The sequence below is a fragment of the Ruegeria sp. B11 genome, from assembly GCF_056539785.1.
The window spans coordinates 190,891-208,618 of the sequence record NZ_JBQFVO010000002.1; the positions used below are offsets into that span (position 1 = coordinate 190,891).

Genomic DNA, 17,728 nt, shown 5'->3' on the forward strand with positions numbered 1-17,728 from the left:
GAAAAGGTCAGGCAGCTTCGGTTTGCGCTGCAATCTCGGCTTCAAAAGCCCATGCAAGCCAGGGCAGCATCGCCTCGATATCTGATGTCTCAACCGTGCCGCCGCACCAGATGCGCAGACCCGCAGGGGCGTCGCGATAGGCACCGATATCAAGCGCAATGTTTTCGGCCTCAAGCCGTTTGGCGACGGCTTTGGCAAAAACGGCACCATCTTGAATGCGCGTATCGGTGAACTTCAGACAGACCGACGTATTTGATTGAGTTGTCGAGTCTTTGGCCAGATTGGCGATCCAGTCATTTTGGTCGCAGAACGCATGAACCGCGCCAGCATTGGCATTCGCACGAGCAATCAGCCCCTGCAAACCTCCGACTGAACGCGCCCAATCCAACGCGAAAAGGTAATCCTCAACCGCGAGCATTGAGGGTGTGTTGATCGTCGCGCCGGTGAATATCCCATCAATCAGCTTGCCACCTTTGGTCAGGCGGAAGATCTTCGGCAATGGCCATGACGGGGTGTAACTCTCCAAGCGCTCGACCGCGCGCGGAGACAGGATCAGCATCCCATGAGCCGCCTCTCCGCCTAGTACCTTCTGCCAGCTGAACGTTGTCACATCCAACTTGTCCCATGGCAAGTCCATCGCGAACGCAGCGGATGTCGCGTCACAGATCGTCAGACCCTGACGATCATCGGCAATCCAGTCGCCATCTGGGACCCGCACACCCGAAGTCGTTCCGTTCCATGTGAACACCACATCGTTGGCGAAATCGACGGACGCGAGATCGACGATCTGCCCGTACTCGGCGGTTTTCAATTCAGCGTCGATTTTCAGTTGCTTGACCACATCAGTCACCCAACCCGCGCCAAAGCTTTCCCAGGCCAGCATTTCAACTTTGCGCTCACCCAGCAAAGACCAAAGCGCCATCTCAACCGCACCGGTGTCCGAGGCTGGTACAATGCCGATGCGATAATCCGCCGGTATGCCTAGAATCTCTCGCGTGCCTTCAATGGCCGCCTTCAGCTTGTCCTTGCCGACAGCAGCCCGATGCGAGCGGCCCAAGGCGGCATCCGCCAGTTTGGTCAGATCAAATGTGGGGGGTTTGGCACAGGGGCCCGAGGAAAAACGCGGGTTGGCCGGCCGCGTCGCCGGTTGTTCGATAGTCATGTGTATTACCCTTCCAGATACACGCCCCTCGTTGGGGAGGGGTGTCCCACGCACAGAGGTATGGGTCGTTTGCACCTGCAGCAAGCATAAAAGACGCTTCATCAGCGGAAAACGACACTGGAAATGGGCTCAGATCGGAACACAGGTTTCCGATGGGCGAAAACCCCCGCCAGTTGGCGGGGGTTTATTGATTAAGGTTTATTCAGCTGCGTCCATGTATTCGGTCATTGGCGGGCATGTGCAGATGAGGTTTCTGTCGCCGTATGCGTTGTCGACGCGGTTGACGGGGGACCAGTATTTGTCGACGCCCATGGAGCCTGGGGGGAAGCAGGCCTGTTCACGGGTGTAGGGACGGTCCCAGTCGCCGACCAGATCGCGCACCGTGTGGGGGGCGTTTTTCAGCGGGTTGTTTTCCGCATCGATCTTGCCGTCGATGATGTCCTGTGCCTCGGAGCGGATGGACAGCATGGCGTCGCAGAAGCGGTCCAGCTCGTCCATGGGTTCCGATTCCGTGGGCTCGACCATCAGGGTGCCGGCCACCGGCCAGGACATGGTGGGCGCGTGGAAGCCGCTGTCCACCAGACGTTTGGCAATGTCATCGACGCTGACATGGGCCGCTTCGTCCAGCGGGCGGGTGTCGAGGATGCATTCATGCGCCACGCGACCCGTTTCCGAGGTGTAGAGGATCGGGTAGGCATCCTTGAGCCGCGCCGCGATGTAGTTGGCGTTCAGGATCGCCACTTTCGTGGCCTGCGTCAGACCCGCGCCGCCCATCAGCAGCACATAGGCCCAGCTAACCGGCAAGATCGAGGGCGACCCAAAGGGCGCCGCCGAGACCGGACCCACGGCAGTGCCGTATTCCGGGTGGCCGGGCAGATGCTCGGTCAGATGCGCTTTGACGCCGATCGGACCCATGCCGGGGCCGCCGCCGCCATGGGGGATGCAGAAGGTCTTGTGCAGGTTCAGGTGGCTGACGTCACCGCCGATGTCTCCGGGACGCGACAGACCCACCATGGCGTTCATGTTGGCGCCGTCGATATAGACCTGACCGCCGTGATCATGGGTGATCTGGCAGACCTCCTGCACGGTGGTCTCGAACACGCCATGGGTCGAGGGGTAGGTGATCATGCAGGCGGCCAGATGATCGGAGTGCTTTTCGGCCTTGGCGCGGAAGTCATTCAGATCAATGTTGCCCTTCTCATCCGCCTGCACAGGCACAACCTGCCAGCCGACCATCTGCGCCGAGGCCGGGTTGGTCCCATGCGCCGAGGTCGGGATCAGGCAGACATTGCGCTGCCCTTCGCCCCGGGCGAAGTGATAGTTGCGGATGGTCAAGAGGCCTGCGTATTCACCCTGCGCGCCCGAGTTGGGCTGCTGGCTGATCGCGTCATAGCCGGTGATCTGGCACAACTTGTCGTTCAGATCATCGATCATCTCATGATAGCCCTGCGCCTGATCTTCGGGGCAGAACGGGTGCAGGTTGCCGAACTCGGGCCAGGTGACCGGGATCATCTCGATCGTGGCGTTCAGCTTCATGGTGCACGAGCCCAGCGGGATCATCGCCCGGTCCAGCGCCAGGTCGCGGTCGGCCAGACGGCGCATGTAGCGCGTGATCTCGGCCTCGGCCCGGTTCTTGTGGAAGATCGGGTGGGTCAGGTACTCGCTTTCGCGCAGCGCGTAATCCGGCAGGCGATAGGCCACGTTTGAGCTGTCATCCTTGCGGTCGATGCCGAAGGCCCCCCAGACCGCCTCGATGGTCTCGGGCCGGGTCTGTTCGTCCAGGCTGATGCCCACTTTCGTGTCGCCGACCTTACGCAGGTTGACGCCCCGGGCCACAGCGGCCTCCATGACCGTTTTCTGCAGATGGCCAACCTCAACCGTGATCGTGTCGAAGAACACTTCCGGCTCCACAGCAAAGCCTGCCTCTTCCAGACCGGCGGCCATACGCGAGGTCTTGCGGTGCACCGATTGCGCGATGGCCTTGATGCCGTCGGGGCCGTGATACACGGCATACATCGAGGCAATCACCGCCAGCAGCGCCTGCGCGGTGCAGACGTTCGAGTTGGCTTTCTCACGCCGGATGTGCTGTTCGCGGGTCTGCAGCGCCAGGCGGTAAGCCTTGTTGCCCCGGCTGTCGATGCTGACACCGATGATCCGGCCCGGCATCGAGCGCTTCAGCTTGTCGGTGGTCGCCATATACGCGGCGTGCGGGCCACCATAGCCCATCGGCACACCAAAGCGCTGGGTCGAGCCGATGGCGATATCCGCGCCCATCTCGCCGGGCGACTTCAGCAGCGCCAGCGACAGGATATCGGCGGCGACGATGGCAATCGCCTTGTGTTCATGCAGCGCCGCGATTTCCTTGGTGAAGTCGCGCACATGGCCGTGCGTGCCCGGATACTGGAAGATGGCGCCAAAGACCGCGCCCGCATCCAGCGTGTCCGGATCAGCCACCTGCACCTCGATGCCCAGAGGCTCGGCGCGCGTTTTAATCACCGCGATGGTCTGCGGGTGGCAGTTCTTGTCGACAAAGAAGGCTGCATTGTTGGCCTTGGACCGGCCACCGCGCTTGGCCATCGCCATGGCTTCCGCCGCAGCAGTCGCTTCGTCCAGCAAGGACGCGTTGGCCACGTCCAGCCCGGTCAGGTCGCTGACCATGGTCTGGAAGTTCAAGAGCGCCTCAAGTCGGCCCTGGCTGATCTCGGGCTGATAAGGCGTGTAGGCCGTGTACCAGGCCGGGTTCTCCAGAATGTTGCGCAGGATCGGCGCCGGCGTGGTGGTGCCATAATAGCCCTGACCGATCAGCGAAGTCAGAACCTTGTTCTTGCTCGCCACTTCTTTCATGTGAAAGAGCGCATCGCGCTCAGTCATCGCCGGACCCCAGTCCAGCGGCTCTTTCTGCCGGATCGCCGGCGGGACGGTGGCGTCGATCAGCTCGTCCAGTGTCTTGAAGCCGATCACCTTGAGCATGTCGCGCATCTCGGTCGGGCTGGGCCCGATATGGCGGCGGTTGGCGAAGTCATAGGCTTCGTAATCGGTCAGTTTGAAGGCCATGTGTGCGCTCCTCAAGGATAGGTCAGGCCCGGCGGAGACGGCAGGAGCCTCCGGCGGAAGTATTTGGAAACAGATGAAGGGGCGGGGCCGCGCACGGACCCGCCGCCTGAGTTAACCGATGAAGGCCTTGTAGCCGGCCTCGTCCATCAGGTCTTCGAGCTGCGAGGCGTCCGCGATCTTGATCTTGTAGATCCAGGCCTCGCCTTCGGGGTCTTCGTTCAGCGCGCCGGGATTGTCGGCCAGCGCCTCGTTCACCTCGGTGATCTCGCCGTCGACCGGTGCGTAAAGCTCGGACGCCGCCTTGACGGATTCAATCACGCCGATCTCGCCGCCTTTTTCGAACTCGTCGCCTGCTTCCTGCTGTTCCACGAACACCACGTCACCCAACTGCTCGGCGGCGTGTTTGGTGATGCCCAGCGTGGCGGTGTCGCCGTCAACGCTCAGCCATTCATGCTCTTCGGAATAATAGGTTGCCATGTCTCTCTCTCCTGACTTCAACGCTTGTAATTCTGTTTGACGAAGGGCAGCGCCACGATCTCAGCCGGTTGCGGCTTGCCCCGGATGATCAGGTTCACCTTCTCGCCCGGCTCGCCATGGCCTTTGCTCACATAGCCCATCGCCACCGGTCCACCCACCGTGGGGCCAAACACGCCCGAGGTGATCTGACCGATGCTGTTGCCCTCAAGGCACCGCACTTCCACACCCTGACGCGCAGGCGCACGGCCTTCGGGCTTGATGCCCACCAGCTTGCGCGCGGGACCTTCGGCCAGTTCCTTTTGCACGCGGGCCGCGCCCGGGAAACCGCCCTCTTCCTTGCGGCGCTTTTGCATCGCCCAGCCCAGCGAGGCCTCGACCGGCGAGGTGCTCTGGTCGATGTCATTGCCATAAAGGCACAGACCTGCCTCAAGCCGCAGGCTGTCGCGCGCGCCCAGACCGGCCGCTTCGCAATCCTCATGCGCCAGAAACGCCTTGGTGATCTCGATCGCCTTGTCTTCGGGGATCGAGATCTCGTACCCGTCCTCGCCCGTGTACCCCAACCGCGAGATGCGGCATTCGACGCCGTTGATCTCGGCCACCGTGGTTTCCATGAACTTCAGATCCCGCGCGGCGGGGCACAGTTCGCCCACAACGTTTTCCGCCGCAGGGCCCTGAACCGCCACCAGCGCGCGGTCGAAAATCTCGATCACTTCGACGCCTTCGAGGTGCTCACGCATATGCGGAATGTCCTGATGGCGTAGCGCCGCGTTCACCACCACAAAGTAATGATCGCCCGCGTTCGACACGATCAGGTCATCCATGATCCCGCCTTCTGCGTTCGTAAAGAACCCGTACCGCGCCTTGCCCTCTTTCAGCGTCGCATAAGCCTGCGGGCACAAAGCTTCCAGCTTCTCGCCCACATTCTCGCCGCGCAGAATAACCTGACCCATATGAGACACATCAAACACCGCCGCCTTCTCACGACACTGCTTATGCTCTCCCATGATCCCCAAAGGATACTGAACAGGCATCTCCCATCCCGCAAAATCAACCAACTTACCCCCCAACTCAACATGCAAAGCGTGAAGAGGCGTGCGTTTTAGTTCGGTCATCAGACTAACCTTTCAATCAGCGGGACTGGTCGCGAACAACCGTGACGGTGCAATGCGCGTTGCGCACGACGCGGGCCAGGTTCGGGCCAATCTCGTAGTTCGGAAAATCGCCTTTGGTCGAAGCCATGACGATCAGATCAAAGCCCTCTTTGTAGGCGAGCTTCAGTATCTCACGATAGACGCTGCCTTCTTCGATATGGATCGCCACATCAGATGCACCGTTGTGATCCAGTATGGCCTGCACCGCATTGCGCACGTGGTCTTTTGCGCCTGCGCCATAGTTGGCGGGCAGGTTCGGCAACTGGATGATCTCAGGAATGACGGCAATCGCGTGCAATTCGGCACCGTAGAACTTTGCTTGTTCTTGTGCGAGCGGCAGGGCGTTCTTCCACGAACGGTCGTCGGTGTGATCAATCGGCAGCAGGATTTTCGTGGCCATCACGTCTCTCCTCGAGAAATGGAATTCTGTTTGAAGCCGGGGGGCCGGGATGGCCCCCCGTATTTTCATCCGAGATTATTCGGCGGGTGTGCCGCCTGGCTCTTCGGACTTGCCGCCCGAAGCGAAGAACTCTTTCGTCAGTTTGAAGACGATCGGGCTCAGCAGCGCCAGGGCGATCAGGTTCGGAATGGCCATCATCGCGTTCAGCGTATCGGCCAGCAGCCAGATGAAGCCCAGATCCGCTGTTGCGCCAAAATAGATCATGACGATCCACAGGACGCGGTAGGGCATCAGGGATTTCACGCCTAGCAGAAACTCAACACATTTCTCGCCATAGAAGGACCAGCCCAGAATGGTGGTAAAGGCAAAGATCGACAGAGCGATGGCGATGAGATACCCACCGATACCCGGCAGCGACAGTTCGAACGCGTGACTGGTTAGTGCTGCACCGGATTCACCCGATGTCCACGCACCCGACGAGATGATCGCCAGACCGGTGATGGTGCAGACGATGATTGTGTCGATGAACGTACCCAGCATCGCGATCAGGCCCTGGTTGACCGGACCTTTGGTCTCGGCTGCGGCGTGTGCGATCGGAGCGGAACCCAGACCGGCTTCGTTCGAGAAAACACCACGTGCCACACCAAAGCGGATCGCGGCCCAAACGGCAGCACCCGCGAAACCACCTTCGGCGGCCGACGGGGTGAAGGCGTAGGTGAAAACAAGCGACAGAGCGGAGCCGATGTTACCGATGTTGATCAGTAGAACCAGCAGGCCTGCGACGATGTAGGCAATCGCCATGAACGGAACCAGTTTACCTGCAACCGCACCGATGCGGGTGATGCCGCCCAGGATCACGGCCGCGGTCAGAACCATCAGGACAGCGCCGGTAACCGAAGTGTTCAGGCCGAAGTTCGACTCCAGAACCTGTGCAACACCATTGGCCTGTACGCCGTTGCCGATGCCGAACGCCGCGATTGCGCCGAACAGAGCAAATGCAACACCCAGCCAGGCCCATTTCGCGCCGAGGCCATTTTTGATGTAGTACATCGGGCCGCCGACATAGTTACCAAGCTCGTCTTTTTCGCGGTATTTCACCGCGCAGACAGCTTCGGCATATTTGGTGGCCATGCCCACCAGGGCGGTCATCCACATCCAGAACAAGGCACCCGGACCGCCCAGGAAGACAGCAGTGGCCACACCAGCGATGTTGCCCGTACCGATAGTCGCAGATAGCGAGGTCATCAGCGCGTTGAACGGGCTGATCTGGCCCTCGCCCTGACCTTCGCGGCCTTTGAACAGCAGGCTGAAGCCCGTGCCAATGCGCAGGATCGGCATGAACTTCAGGCCGACCTGCAGGAAGAAGCCAACGCCGAGAATGAGAACCAGCATCAGCGGCCCCCACACGACGCCATTGATGGCCCCTACGATTGAATTTAACGCTTCCATGGTTTCCCTCCCATTTGCGTTAGGTTTATGCCCTGTTCGCCAAAGCCCGCTGGCGGGCCTGCTTGAGGGCGGCAAAGTCTTCGTCCGCGTGGAACGATGATCGGGTCAGCGGAGTTGCCGACACGTGCAAAAAGCCCTTGGAACGCGCGATCTGTTCCAGTTGGGCAAATTCTTCCGGTGTCCAGAACCGGTTAATCGGATGGTGTTTAGGGGTCGGTTGCAGATATTGGCCGACGGTCAGGAAATCGACATTGGCCGCGCGCAGGTCGTCCATGACCTGACGGACATCGTCCAGACTTTCGCCAATCCCGACCATCAGGCCAGATTTGGTAAAAAGCTCCGGGTTCGCGCGTTTGGCATCATCCAGCAGACGCAGCGAGGTGTAATAGCGTGCACCCGGTCGCACAGTTGGATAAAGGTGCGGCACAGTTTCCAGATTGTGGTTGAAAACGTCCGGCGCCGCTTCAAATACGATCTCTGACGCAGTGCCTTTTCCAAGAAAATCGGGTGTCAGAACCTCGACAGTCGTTCCGGGGTTCTGATGGCGCACGGCACGGATGGTCTGAGCGATATGCTCGGCCCCACCATCTGCCAGATCATCGCGATCGACCGAGGTGATCACCACATGACGCAGGCCCAGCTTCTTGACGGCGGCGGCGACTCGCCCGGGTTCAAACACATCCAGAGCATCCGGGCGACCCGTTGAGACATTGCAGAACGAACAACCCCGCGTGCAAACCTCACCCATGATCATCATGGTGGCGTGGCGCTTGGACCAGCATTCGCCGATATTGGGGCAGGCGGCTTCTTCGCAGACCGTCGCCAGATCATGCTCGCGCATGAGGCGTCGTGTTTCATAGTATTCAGCGCTGTCGCCCTTTTTCTTGCGAATCCACCTGGGCTTGCGCGGGATGACACTGTCGGCCTTTTTGGCTTTTTCCGGGTGGCGAGGACGAAGCTGGATGGTCATCTGGCTGGTCTCCCTTATGCGTGGATCGCGCGGCCCAGGGCGTCGAGGCAGGCTTCTTTGACGGCCTCGCCCATGGCCGGGTGCGCATGGCAGGTTGCAGCGACTTCGGACACCGTTGCGCCCTTTGTCATCGCCAGAACCAGTTCAGCGATCAGATCGCCGCCATGGGCTCCGCAAATATGCGCACCCAGGATCTGGCCGTTCGGGTCTGCCAGAACCTTCACTGCACCGTCTGTTTCACCGGTCGAACGCGCGCGCGAGTTCGCCATGAAGGCGAATTTGCCGACCGAATACTCGGCACCGGATTCTTTCAGTGCTTCTTCGGTCAAACCAACCGAGGCGACTTCGGGGTCGGTGTACACCACGCCGGGAACAGTGTTGTAATCGACGTGGCCAGCTTCGCCTGCCAGCATTTCTATACAGGCGACACCATCTTCTTCGGCCTTGTGCGCCAGCATAGGTCCGGGAACGCAATCACCGATGGCGTAGATGCCCGGGACAGATGTCTGAAATGCGCCGTCAACTTCAATGAAACCGCGTTGGTTCACGGCCACGCCCAGCTCTTCCAAGCCAAGGCCACGTGTGACTGGGCGGCGACCCACGGCGATCAACACCTTGTCGGCCTCGATCACTTCTTCTTTGTCCTTGCCGACGCGGTCCACAGTTAGTGTCAGGCCAGTATCCGTTTTGTCGACGGATTTCAGTGCCCGGCCCAGCTGGAATTTCAGGCCACGTTTTGACAGCGCGCGTTGCGCCAGTTTGGCAATTTCACCATCCATGCCGGGCAGCACGCGGTCTAGATATTCGACGACCGTAACTTTGGCTCCGAGACGCGCCCAAACTTGCCCAAGTTCCAGTCCGATGACACCGGCACCGATCACCACCAGATGCTCGGGCACACTCTCCAGCGCAATCGCGCCCGTCGAACTGAGGATATCTTGCTCGTCAATCTCAATCCCTGGCAACGGGGTAGGTTCAGAACCAGAGGCAATGAGGATGTTCTTGGCCTCATGGACTTCGTCACCCACCTTGACCTGACCAGCGGCCGGAATACTGGCCCACCCTTCGATCAGATCAACGCCGTTTTTCTTGAACAAAAACGCAATGCCCTTGGTCAGGTCGCCTACGATCTTGTCCTTGCGTCCCATCATTGCGGGTACATCGATGCTGGCCCCCTCGACCGCAATACCGTGGGAGGAGAGATGTGCAAGTTCGGCATATTTGGCCGAGGAGGTCAGCAACGCTTTGGAGGGTATGCACCCCACATTCAAACAGGTCCCGCCAAGCGCACTGCGGCCTTCAACGCAAGCGACTTTCAGGCCCAGCTGTGCCGCGCGGATCGCGGCGACATAGCCGCCCGGACCGCCCCCGATGACAATAAGATCGTAAGTCATTTGGTCTTCTTTCAGTAGATCGGGTGGCTTGCGCAGAGCGCGCGGACCTTTTCACGGGTTTCCTTTTCGACGGTCTCGTCACCGTCAGACGATCGTGCCAGCGCGTCCAACACATCACCGATCATGTGGCCAATCTGTTTGAACTCTTCTGGTCCAAACCCACGGCTGCAGCCTGCGGCCGTACCAAGACGGATGCCGCTGGTGACAGTGGGCTTTTCGGGATCACCCGGAACGCTGTTTTTGTTGCAGGTGAATCCTGCACGCTCCAGCGCGGCTTCGGCGTCTTTGCCGGTTACGCCGACTGGGCGCAGATCAACCAGCATAAGGTGGTTTTCAGTGCCGCCCGAAACGATGTCGCACCCGCGCGCCATCATCACGTTGGCCAGTGCCGAGGCACTGTCGACAACGCGCTGCATATATTCTTTGAATTCAGGCTGCAGCGCTTCACCAAATGCGACTGCCTTGCCTGCGATCACATGCATCAGGGGGCCGCCCTGCAGACCCGGGAAAACAGCCGAGTTGATCTTTTTTGCCAGCGCTTCATCGTTTGTAAGAATAATCCCACCGCGCGGACCGCGCAGCGTCTTGTGCGTAGTCGACGTAACAATGTGTGCGTGCCCGATGGGCGAGGGGTGCAGGCCGGTCGCAACCAAGCCCGCGATGTGGGCCATGTCTGCCAGAAGCCACGCGCCAACTTCGTCGGCAATGGCGCGGAAGCGTGCGAAATCGATCTTTTGCGAATAGGCCGATGCGCCTGCAATGATCAGTTTGGGCTTTTCGGCTTTCGCCAATTCTTCAACCTGATCATAGTCAATCAGCCCGGCCTGGGTCAGGCCATATTGAACCGGACGGAACCACTTGCCGGACTGGGCAGGTTTTGCGCCATGGGTCAGGTGACCCCCAGCATCCAGCGACATACCAAGAATCGTGTCATCTGGGCTGAGTAGTGCCAGCTTAACCGCTCCGTTGGCTTGCGCGCCTGAGTGCGGCTGAACGTTTGCATATTCACAGCCAAACAGCTTCTTCAAGCGATCAATGGCTTCTGCCTCAACCTCATCCACATATTCACACCCGCCATAATAGCGGCGACCCGGATAGCCCTCGGCGTATTTGTTTGTAAGTACGGAACCCTGCGCATCGATCACTGCCTGAGAGACGATGTTTTCGGAAGCGATCAGTTCGATCTGTTCAGCCTGGCGTATGCCCTCGCGTGCGATCGATACTGCGATGACGGGATCAGCCTCGGTGAGCGGTTTTGTGAACATGATCTCCTCCTGTAATCTCGTTTCCAGTGTACGAAATTTTGTTTCCTATAGTGGAATTAGTGTACGTAAGGCAACAAAAATTTCATCACAGTAAAGTTGTTTGGCTCGGGGGAAATGAGTAAGCTTTGATAAAACAAGGAGATTCCCATGTCTGAGGACAACCTGAAAGATGGTGCCGGACCGGAAGAACAGGACGAGGGGGCGGCTTTGGGTCGGTCGATCCGGGATGCACGCCGCGCAAAAGGCTGGACACTGGAGGAGGCCGGGCGCGAAGCGGGAATCGGTCGATCAACACTTTCAAAGATCGAAAACAACCAGACACGTCCAAGTTTCGAGATCGTGCGGCGGCTGACACAGGCCTTGGACATGAATACGCCACAGCTGTTCTTGCAGTCCGCCCAATCGGGAATTTCGGGGCGACGTGATTTTACGCCGAAAGGGCAAGGCGAGATAAGAAATACGCCGACCTACATGCATGAATTGCTGTGCTCGGACCTGACCAGTAAGCGAATGCTTCCTTATATCGCGACGATAAAAGCGCGTGACATATCAGAATATGAGAACTGGATCAGGCACACAGGCGAAGAATTTATGTACGTTATCAGTGGCGAGTTGATATTCGTATCCGAGCATTACCGCCCCTTACCGATGAAACCCGGAGATTCTCTGTACTACGATAGCGGTATGGGGCATGGCTGTATTTCTACGAGTAAGGAAGACGCCAGGGTCCTGTGGGTTTCGCTGGAATGACACGTTAGGCCACGGCGCTTTCGCGCAGAATACCAATACTAACCTGAGCAAACGGATATCTCATGGACCGGACTATTTTCACTGGAACTATGCCTGCCCTTATGACGCCGTGTAAGGCCGACAGGACACCTGACTTTGACGCGCTGGTCAAAAAGGGCAAAGAGATGATCGCGGCCGGCATGTCCGCTGTCGTCTATTGTGGCTCGATGGGGGATTGGCCGCTTCTGACGGATGCTCAACGGATGGAGGGCGTGGAACGACTGGTCGACGCTGGCTTGCCGGTTGTCGTGGGGACGGGTGCCATCAACTCGAATTCCGCTGTGGCGCACGCAGCACATGCACAGAAGGTCGGCGCGGCAGGGTTGATGGTTATCCCTCGGGTTCTGTCACGAGGCTCATCGGTTGCCGCGCAAAAGAACCATTTCAAGGCTATTCTTTCTGCGGCACCGGACGTGCCTGCGATCATCTACAACAGCCCTGTCTATGGGTTTGCCACTCGTGCGGATTTGTTTTTTGCACTGCGGGCCGAGCATCCGAATTTGGTTGGCTTTAAGGAGTTCGGGGGCAAGAGCGACCTGCGCTATGCCGCCGAACATATTACATCGCAGGACGATCAGGTCACTTTGATGGTAGGCGTCGATACTGAAGTCTACCATGGGTTTGTGAATTGCGGCGCCACCGGATCGATCACCGGGATAGGAACGGCGCTGCCCAAAGAGGCATTGTTGCTTGCGGCGCTTTCGAAAAAGGCAGCAGAGGGACATGCCGAAGCACGGTTGCGTGCGCGCGAACTGGACGAGGCATTTGGCGTTCTGGCAAGTTTTGACGAAGGCACGGATCTTGTTCTTTACTACAAGCATCTGCTGGTGCTGAACGGCGACGAAGAATACCGCCTGCATTTCAATGAAACCGACGTGTTATCCGACGCCCAGAGAAATTACTGCGAGCAACAGTACAATTTGTTTAAGTCGTGGTTTACCGATTGGGTTCGTCAGGGTGGGGTCATTGCGGAATGCATGTGATTGACAGCCATACCGGTGGAATGCCCACACGGGTCATTCTGGAAGGGGGGCCTGATCTGGGTTCAGGATCACTGGCTGAACGCGCCAAGCGACTGGCAACGGAACATGAGCGGTTCTACAAGTCTTTTCTACTGGAGCCGCGCGGCCAGCCCGGCATGGTCGGGGCGCTCCTTGTCGAACCGGTCAGTGCTGAATGCAAAGCGGGCGTGATCTACTTTGACGCGGATGCGGTACTGGGCATGTGCGGCCATGGGACGATCGGGTTGGGCGTAACATTGGCGCATCTTGGACAGATCGAGGTTGGCGCGCACCGAATCGAAACTCCGGTAGGTGAGGTTAAGATTGATCTGCTGGACGCCAACACCGTGCAGGTCACCAACATTGAAAGCCGCCGCGTACATCATTCCGTGACGGTCGAGACTGCAGAGTATGGCCCCGTCACCGGCGATGTCGCTTATGGCGGCAATTGGTTCTTCATTGTCGAGCCAAGCCCGATCCCGATTGCGCCTGAGAACATTCGCCCGCTGACCGACATGGCTATCGCAATTCGCGAAGCCTGCATTGCGCAAGAAGTTGGTGGCGAAAATGGCGAGCCGGTTGATCACGTGATCTTTCAGGGCACCTCACCGAATGCAGGTATTCATAGCAGAAACTTTGTTCTGTGCCCCGACGATGACTATGACCGCTCGCCTTGCGGCACCGGCAGCTCGGCCCGGCTGGCCTGCCTCGCGGCCAGTCGGCGCTTGTCCGCTGGGGAAGAAATCGTTCAGGAAAGCATCATCGGAAGTTCGTACAGGCTGTCCTATCAGCCGGGGCAGGGCGGAGGCATTGTTCCCCAGCTAACTGGCCAGGCGCATGTGATGGCAGAGGGTAAGCTCTTCTTTGCGCAGAATGATCCGTTTCAATTTGGTATTGCGCGTTGACGCAGGGAGACGAGCAAGACGGAATCCCATTCGGGCGTCGTGTTCAGAAAATCGTATCAGGTGGACAAACCGGCGTAGACACTGCCGCATTGGAGTTTGCCCGCGCAAACGGCATCCCTTACGGCGGCTGGGTGCCGAAGGGTCGAACAAATGAGGATGGGCTGATCCCGGCTCATCTCAGCGGGCTTGTTGAAACGAAGTCTGAAGATGTCGCTGAACGGACAAGGCTCAACGTCTTTGCCAGTGACGCCACGCTTGTTTTTATCGACGGGTCAGACAGTCCCGGCACGCGGAAAACGGTTGAGTTTGCAGTTGATGCTGAAAAACCGCATCTGGTGGTGGACATCAGAAAAGGAGAGGCCAATTGCGCGCTACAGGTGCGGGATTGGCTGAGCGCCAACCCTGTTACTGTTCTGAACATTGCAGGCCCGCGCGCTTCGGAGGCCCCCGAGATTGGTCCGCGTGTGCACGAGGTGCTGGACGCTTGTCTGGATCAGTTCATTCAGCCCAAATAATCGCGCAGCGCTGGCGGAGGATTGTTGAAGAGTGTCTCGGTCTCAGCAGGTGGATGTGCGATTTGATCCGCAACCAATACGGTTTGGTCGGTTATCCGAAGCGCATCCCGTGGGTCGTGGCTGACCATAAGCAGGGTGGTTTTGGTCTCGGCGACTAATTCAGCGACCAGATCGAGCATCTCTGTTTTCAGGGCAGGGCCAAGGGCGGCGAAAGGTTCGTCGAGCAATAACACCTGACGCTTTTGCACAAGGATCCTCGCCAGCGCCACGCGGCTTTGCTGACCACCTGACAATTCGGCGGGCTTTCTGGCCGCCATTTCCTGCAGGCCAACGCGGCCGAGGGCCGATTGAATGTGGTGTTGGTCGTCTGCAGTCAAACCTCCATTGGGCCTTAGGCCCAGGGCGACATTCTGTTCGGCGCTCAGGTGAGGAAACAGGTTTCCGTCCTGAAACAGCATTGCAATCGGTCGACTGCCTGGTGGTAATGTCGACAGGTCATGATCCTTCCAGTGGATGTGCCCACTTCTCAGGTCTCGAAAACCGGCGATAGTTTCAAGAAGTGTTGATTTTCCTGCCCCCGACGGACCGATGATCGCAACGCTGGATCCGGCCTTGACCTCAAAGTCAGCGCTTAATTGGAAATCGCCATTTGCGATGATGCAATTGTCAAGCTTCAGCATGCCAGCGACCCCCTCGATCCAGAACCCAGAAAACACCCATCGATAGTATAAGCAGCAGCAGCGCGCCTCCTGCTGCGGCCTGCATCTGGTAGGCGCCCATCAGGCGGTAGATTTGCAGGGGCAGCGTTGCGATCTGCGCATCTGCAAACAGGGCGATCACACCCAGATCACCCATGGACAGTGCCGCCGTCAGGCCCGCGGCAAAACCGACCTGGGGGCGCAGGCGCGGAAGCATGACACGCAAGAAAAAGGACCAGTTGTTCATGTTCAGGGCCAGTGCCAACCGCCCGTGCCGTTCCAATACATCACGCGCTGCGGGAACCAAAATTCGAAGGGCGAAGGGCAAGGCCATGACCGCGTTCACAAGCGCGGTTACCGGCAACGCAAGAGTTGTCGGATTGGCCAGCGGGCGGATCAGAATAAAGAGACCCGTACCAATGACCAAGGGCGAGGCGGCGAGGCCAAGAAGTCCGCCAAGTTCGACGATGCCGAACCGGCCTGTCGCGACGGCTGTCGCCATGGGCAGTGCCAGCAGTAATAGGAGCATGGTACTGGCGGCGGCAACACAGATTGAAATTATAGCGGCACGGAACACCAAAACCGGCATCTCAAACAGCCCAGCGATACCCGAAATCGTGACGGATGCCAGAGGTAGCAGCAGGAACGCGGCGGCGATGATAATCCAAAACGCATCCAGCAGTGGTCCTCGGCCATCCCAGCGCCGGATCTCACGATTCAGGCCGGTACCGAACCCGTCGCCGCGCGAGAACTTTAAGGCTGCCAACGCAGCCGCTGCAGTCAGGACAAGTTGCAAAGCGGATAATAAGGCGGCGCGCCCTAAGTCAAAATCATATGTAAAGGCCTGATAGATCGCGAGTTCAATCGTGGTGGCGCGCGGCCCTCCACCCAGCGTCAGGGCAACCGCAAAACTGGTCAGGCAAATGGCGAAGATCACGGCCAACACTCCGGGCAGAATGCGGCGAAGCATTGGCAGTTCGATCAAACGGAACATTGCCATTCCTTCGCACCCAAGTTGGGCCGCTAGCCGGAAACGCTCGGCAGGGATCTCCTGCCAACCCTGCAAGATCAGGCGTGTTGCCAGAGGTAGATTAAAAAATACGTGGGCCAGAACGACACCGTGCAGCCCATAGATTCGAATGGGCGGCAGACCGAAATAGCCCAACGCGTCCGAGATCCATCCTGCCCGGCCAAAGACCTGAAGCAATCCCAGAATGGCGACGATGACCGGTAGGATGAAAGGTGCACCCAACAGCGTGATCAGGACTCGCCTGCCGGTGAACCGGCGGCGCGCCAGTGCGCGGGCGACCGGAATAGCCAGACCGGCGCTGAACATTGCAGAGAGCGTCGCCTGGAGCAGGGTAAAGCGTAAGGCAGCCCAGTCGGCGGGACCAAACCCGCCGCCTGCATCTGCCTGCACCGCCACCATGAACAACGTGCCCAATATCAGTGCGGCAACGATGGCCGCCGCACTGACACCGGGGAGTGGGTTTACTGGCTGAGTGCGCCCAACCATTCCGAAAGCGCCTGTTCCCGCGCGATGGCGGCTTGGTCCTGATCAAATAGCAGAGACTTCTGAGGGATTGTTAGAGTTTCAAAACCTTCGGGCAGACCGGAAGATGGAGTTACGGCCGGGTACATCCAGTTGGTTGTTGGAATGATCGTCTGAAACGCGTCAGACACCATGAAGTTCAGAAACTGATCTGCCAGCTCGGGCTGATCGGAATTGGCCAGCTTGGCCGCAACCTCGACCTGCATATAATGACCTTCGTCAAAGGCTGCCGCTGCTTTGCTGGCATCTTCCTCGGCAATCAGGTGATAGGCTGGCGAGGTCGTATAGCTTAGAACCATGTCGGCCTCACCTTCAAGGAACAAGCCATATGACTCGGACCAGCCCTTGGTAACCGTCACGATATTGTCAGCAAGGTCAGCCCAGATTTCTTGGGCTTCATCACCATACGCGGCCTTGACCCACAGCAGAAGTCCCAGCCCCGGCGTCGATGAACGCGGATCCTGAATGATGATCTTGATGTCACTATCTGCCAACTCGCGGAAGCTGTTAGGAGCGGCAAAATCTGCATTGTGAACAAATGCAAAGTAACCCCAGTCGTAGGGGGCAAAAACTGTGTCGGTCCACTCGATGGGCAGAGCATACTCGGCAGTGACTGAATGAGGTGCAAACAGGCCGGTTTCTTTAGCTGCCGATATCAAGTTGGTATCCAAACCCAATACAATATCGGCGTCGCTGTTTTCGCCTTCCAGCCGAATGCGTGACAGCAGTGCCGCGCCATCTTCGACGCCGACAAGGTTCAGGTCGCATTCGCATTGCGCTTCAAACGCCTCTTCGACCTTCGGGCCGGGGCCCCAGTCCGAAACGAAGCTGTCGTAAGTATATACGGTCAACGTGGGCTTATCGGCTGCCACAGCCGAAGTCGCAGTCAGTATTCCCGCAGCAATTGCCAGATGTTTCATATCATCCTCCAATGCGGCGAGAGGGT

16 protein-coding genes are annotated in these 17,728 nt (G+C 58.6%); 4 read left to right on the forward strand and 12 right to left on the reverse strand.

Annotated features, from left to right (window positions below; all coding sequences use genetic code 11):
- Window positions 1-7 precede the first annotated feature (7 nt).
- The 9 genes from ACR0I1_RS08695 to glyA form a co-directional block, all read right to left on the reverse strand.
- The gene (locus tag ACR0I1_RS08695) at window positions 8-1,162 is read right to left on the reverse strand and encodes a phosphoserine transaminase (RefSeq protein WP_480705938.1); all 1,155 of its coding nucleotides are present in this window, start codon (window positions 1,160-1,162) and stop codon (window positions 8-10) included.
- Window positions 1,163-1,360: 198 nt separating this feature from the next.
- Window positions 1,361-4,216 (reverse strand): aminomethyl-transferring glycine dehydrogenase, encoded by a 2,856-nt coding sequence (gcvP, locus tag ACR0I1_RS08700; RefSeq protein ID WP_170663326.1) that lies wholly within the window; start codon window positions 4,214-4,216, stop codon window positions 1,361-1,363.
- Between the two features lie 111 nt (window positions 4,217-4,327).
- Window positions 4,328-4,693, reverse strand: a complete 366-nt coding sequence (gene gcvH, locus ACR0I1_RS08705; protein ID WP_170393732.1) for a glycine cleavage system protein GcvH — start codon at window positions 4,691-4,693, stop codon at window positions 4,328-4,330.
- Between the two features lie 17 nt (window positions 4,694-4,710).
- Window positions 4,711-5,805: a glycine cleavage system aminomethyltransferase GcvT gene (gene gcvT, locus ACR0I1_RS08710; protein WP_480705940.1), complete on the reverse strand. Its 1,095-nt coding sequence runs from the start codon at window positions 5,803-5,805 to the stop codon at window positions 4,711-4,713.
- A 16-nt stretch (window positions 5,806-5,821) separates the two neighbouring features.
- The gene (locus ACR0I1_RS08715) at window positions 5,822-6,244 is read right to left on the reverse strand and encodes a universal stress protein (protein WP_170393736.1); all 423 of its coding nucleotides are present in this window, start codon (window positions 6,242-6,244) and stop codon (window positions 5,822-5,824) included.
- Between the two features lie 75 nt (window positions 6,245-6,319).
- Window positions 6,320-7,693, reverse strand: coding sequence for an alanine/glycine:cation symporter family protein (locus tag ACR0I1_RS08720; RefSeq protein ID WP_480705942.1), 1,374 nt, complete (start codon window positions 7,691-7,693; stop codon window positions 6,320-6,322).
- 25 nt (window positions 7,694-7,718) lie between these two features.
- Window positions 7,719-8,663: a lipoyl synthase gene (gene lipA / locus ACR0I1_RS08725; protein WP_480705944.1), complete on the reverse strand. Its 945-nt coding sequence runs from the start codon at window positions 8,661-8,663 to the stop codon at window positions 7,719-7,721.
- A gap of 14 nt (window positions 8,664-8,677) precedes the next feature.
- Window positions 8,678-10,057 carry a dihydrolipoyl dehydrogenase gene (lpdA, locus tag ACR0I1_RS08730; RefSeq protein WP_480705946.1) on the reverse strand — a complete coding sequence of 460 codons (1,380 nt, stop codon included), beginning with the start codon at window positions 10,055-10,057 and terminating at the stop codon, window positions 8,678-8,680.
- Between the two features lie 11 nt (window positions 10,058-10,068).
- Window positions 10,069-11,322: a serine hydroxymethyltransferase gene (glyA, locus tag ACR0I1_RS08735; RefSeq protein ID WP_480705948.1), complete on the reverse strand. Its 1,254-nt coding sequence runs from the start codon at window positions 11,320-11,322 to the stop codon at window positions 10,069-10,071.
- Window positions 11,323-11,469: 147 nt separating this feature from the next.
- Between glyA and ACR0I1_RS08740 the strand changes: the two genes are divergently transcribed.
- The 4 genes from ACR0I1_RS08740 to ACR0I1_RS08755 all read left to right on the forward strand — a co-directional run bounded on the left by ACR0I1_RS08740 (window position 11,470) and on the right by ACR0I1_RS08755 (window position 14,532).
- Entirely contained in the window at window positions 11,470-12,072 is a 603-nt protein-coding gene (locus ACR0I1_RS08740; RefSeq protein WP_170393747.1) for a helix-turn-helix domain-containing protein, read from the forward strand.
- Between the two features lie 62 nt (window positions 12,073-12,134).
- Window positions 12,135-13,094 (forward strand): dihydrodipicolinate synthase family protein, encoded by a 960-nt coding sequence (locus tag ACR0I1_RS08745; protein WP_223118457.1) that lies wholly within the window; start codon window positions 12,135-12,137, stop codon window positions 13,092-13,094.
- Entirely contained in the window at window positions 13,085-14,017 is a 933-nt protein-coding gene (locus ACR0I1_RS08750; RefSeq protein ID WP_480705951.1) for a 4-hydroxyproline epimerase, read from the forward strand. The genes ACR0I1_RS08745 and ACR0I1_RS08750 overlap by 10 nt, the downstream gene beginning before the upstream one ends.
- On the forward strand, window positions 14,014-14,532 hold the full coding sequence (locus tag ACR0I1_RS08755) for a putative molybdenum carrier protein (protein ID WP_223118455.1): 519 nt from the start codon (window positions 14,014-14,016) through the stop codon (window positions 14,530-14,532). Before ACR0I1_RS08750 ends, ACR0I1_RS08755 begins: the two co-directional genes overlap by 4 nt.
- Here ACR0I1_RS08755 and ACR0I1_RS08760 read toward each other — a convergent pair.
- Genes ACR0I1_RS08760 through thiB form a run of 3 tightly spaced genes read right to left on the reverse strand, consistent with a single transcriptional unit; the run spans window position 14,520 to window position 17,702 of the window.
- Complete coding sequence (locus tag ACR0I1_RS08760) at window positions 14,520-15,212, reverse strand: thiamine ABC transporter ATP-binding protein (protein ID WP_480705953.1); 693 nt, start codon at window positions 15,210-15,212, stop codon at window positions 14,520-14,522. The genes ACR0I1_RS08755 and ACR0I1_RS08760 overlap by 13 nt on opposite strands.
- Entirely contained in the window at window positions 15,199-16,746 is a 1,548-nt protein-coding gene (locus ACR0I1_RS08765) for a thiamine/thiamine pyrophosphate ABC transporter permease ThiP (protein ID WP_480705955.1), read from the reverse strand. Before ACR0I1_RS08765 ends, ACR0I1_RS08760 begins: the two co-directional genes overlap by 14 nt.
- On the reverse strand, window positions 16,722-17,702 hold the full coding sequence (gene thiB, locus ACR0I1_RS08770; RefSeq protein WP_170562176.1) for a thiamine ABC transporter substrate binding subunit: 981 nt from the start codon (window positions 17,700-17,702) through the stop codon (window positions 16,722-16,724). The genes ACR0I1_RS08765 and thiB overlap by 25 nt, the downstream gene beginning before the upstream one ends.
- Window positions 17,703-17,728 lie beyond the last annotated feature (26 nt).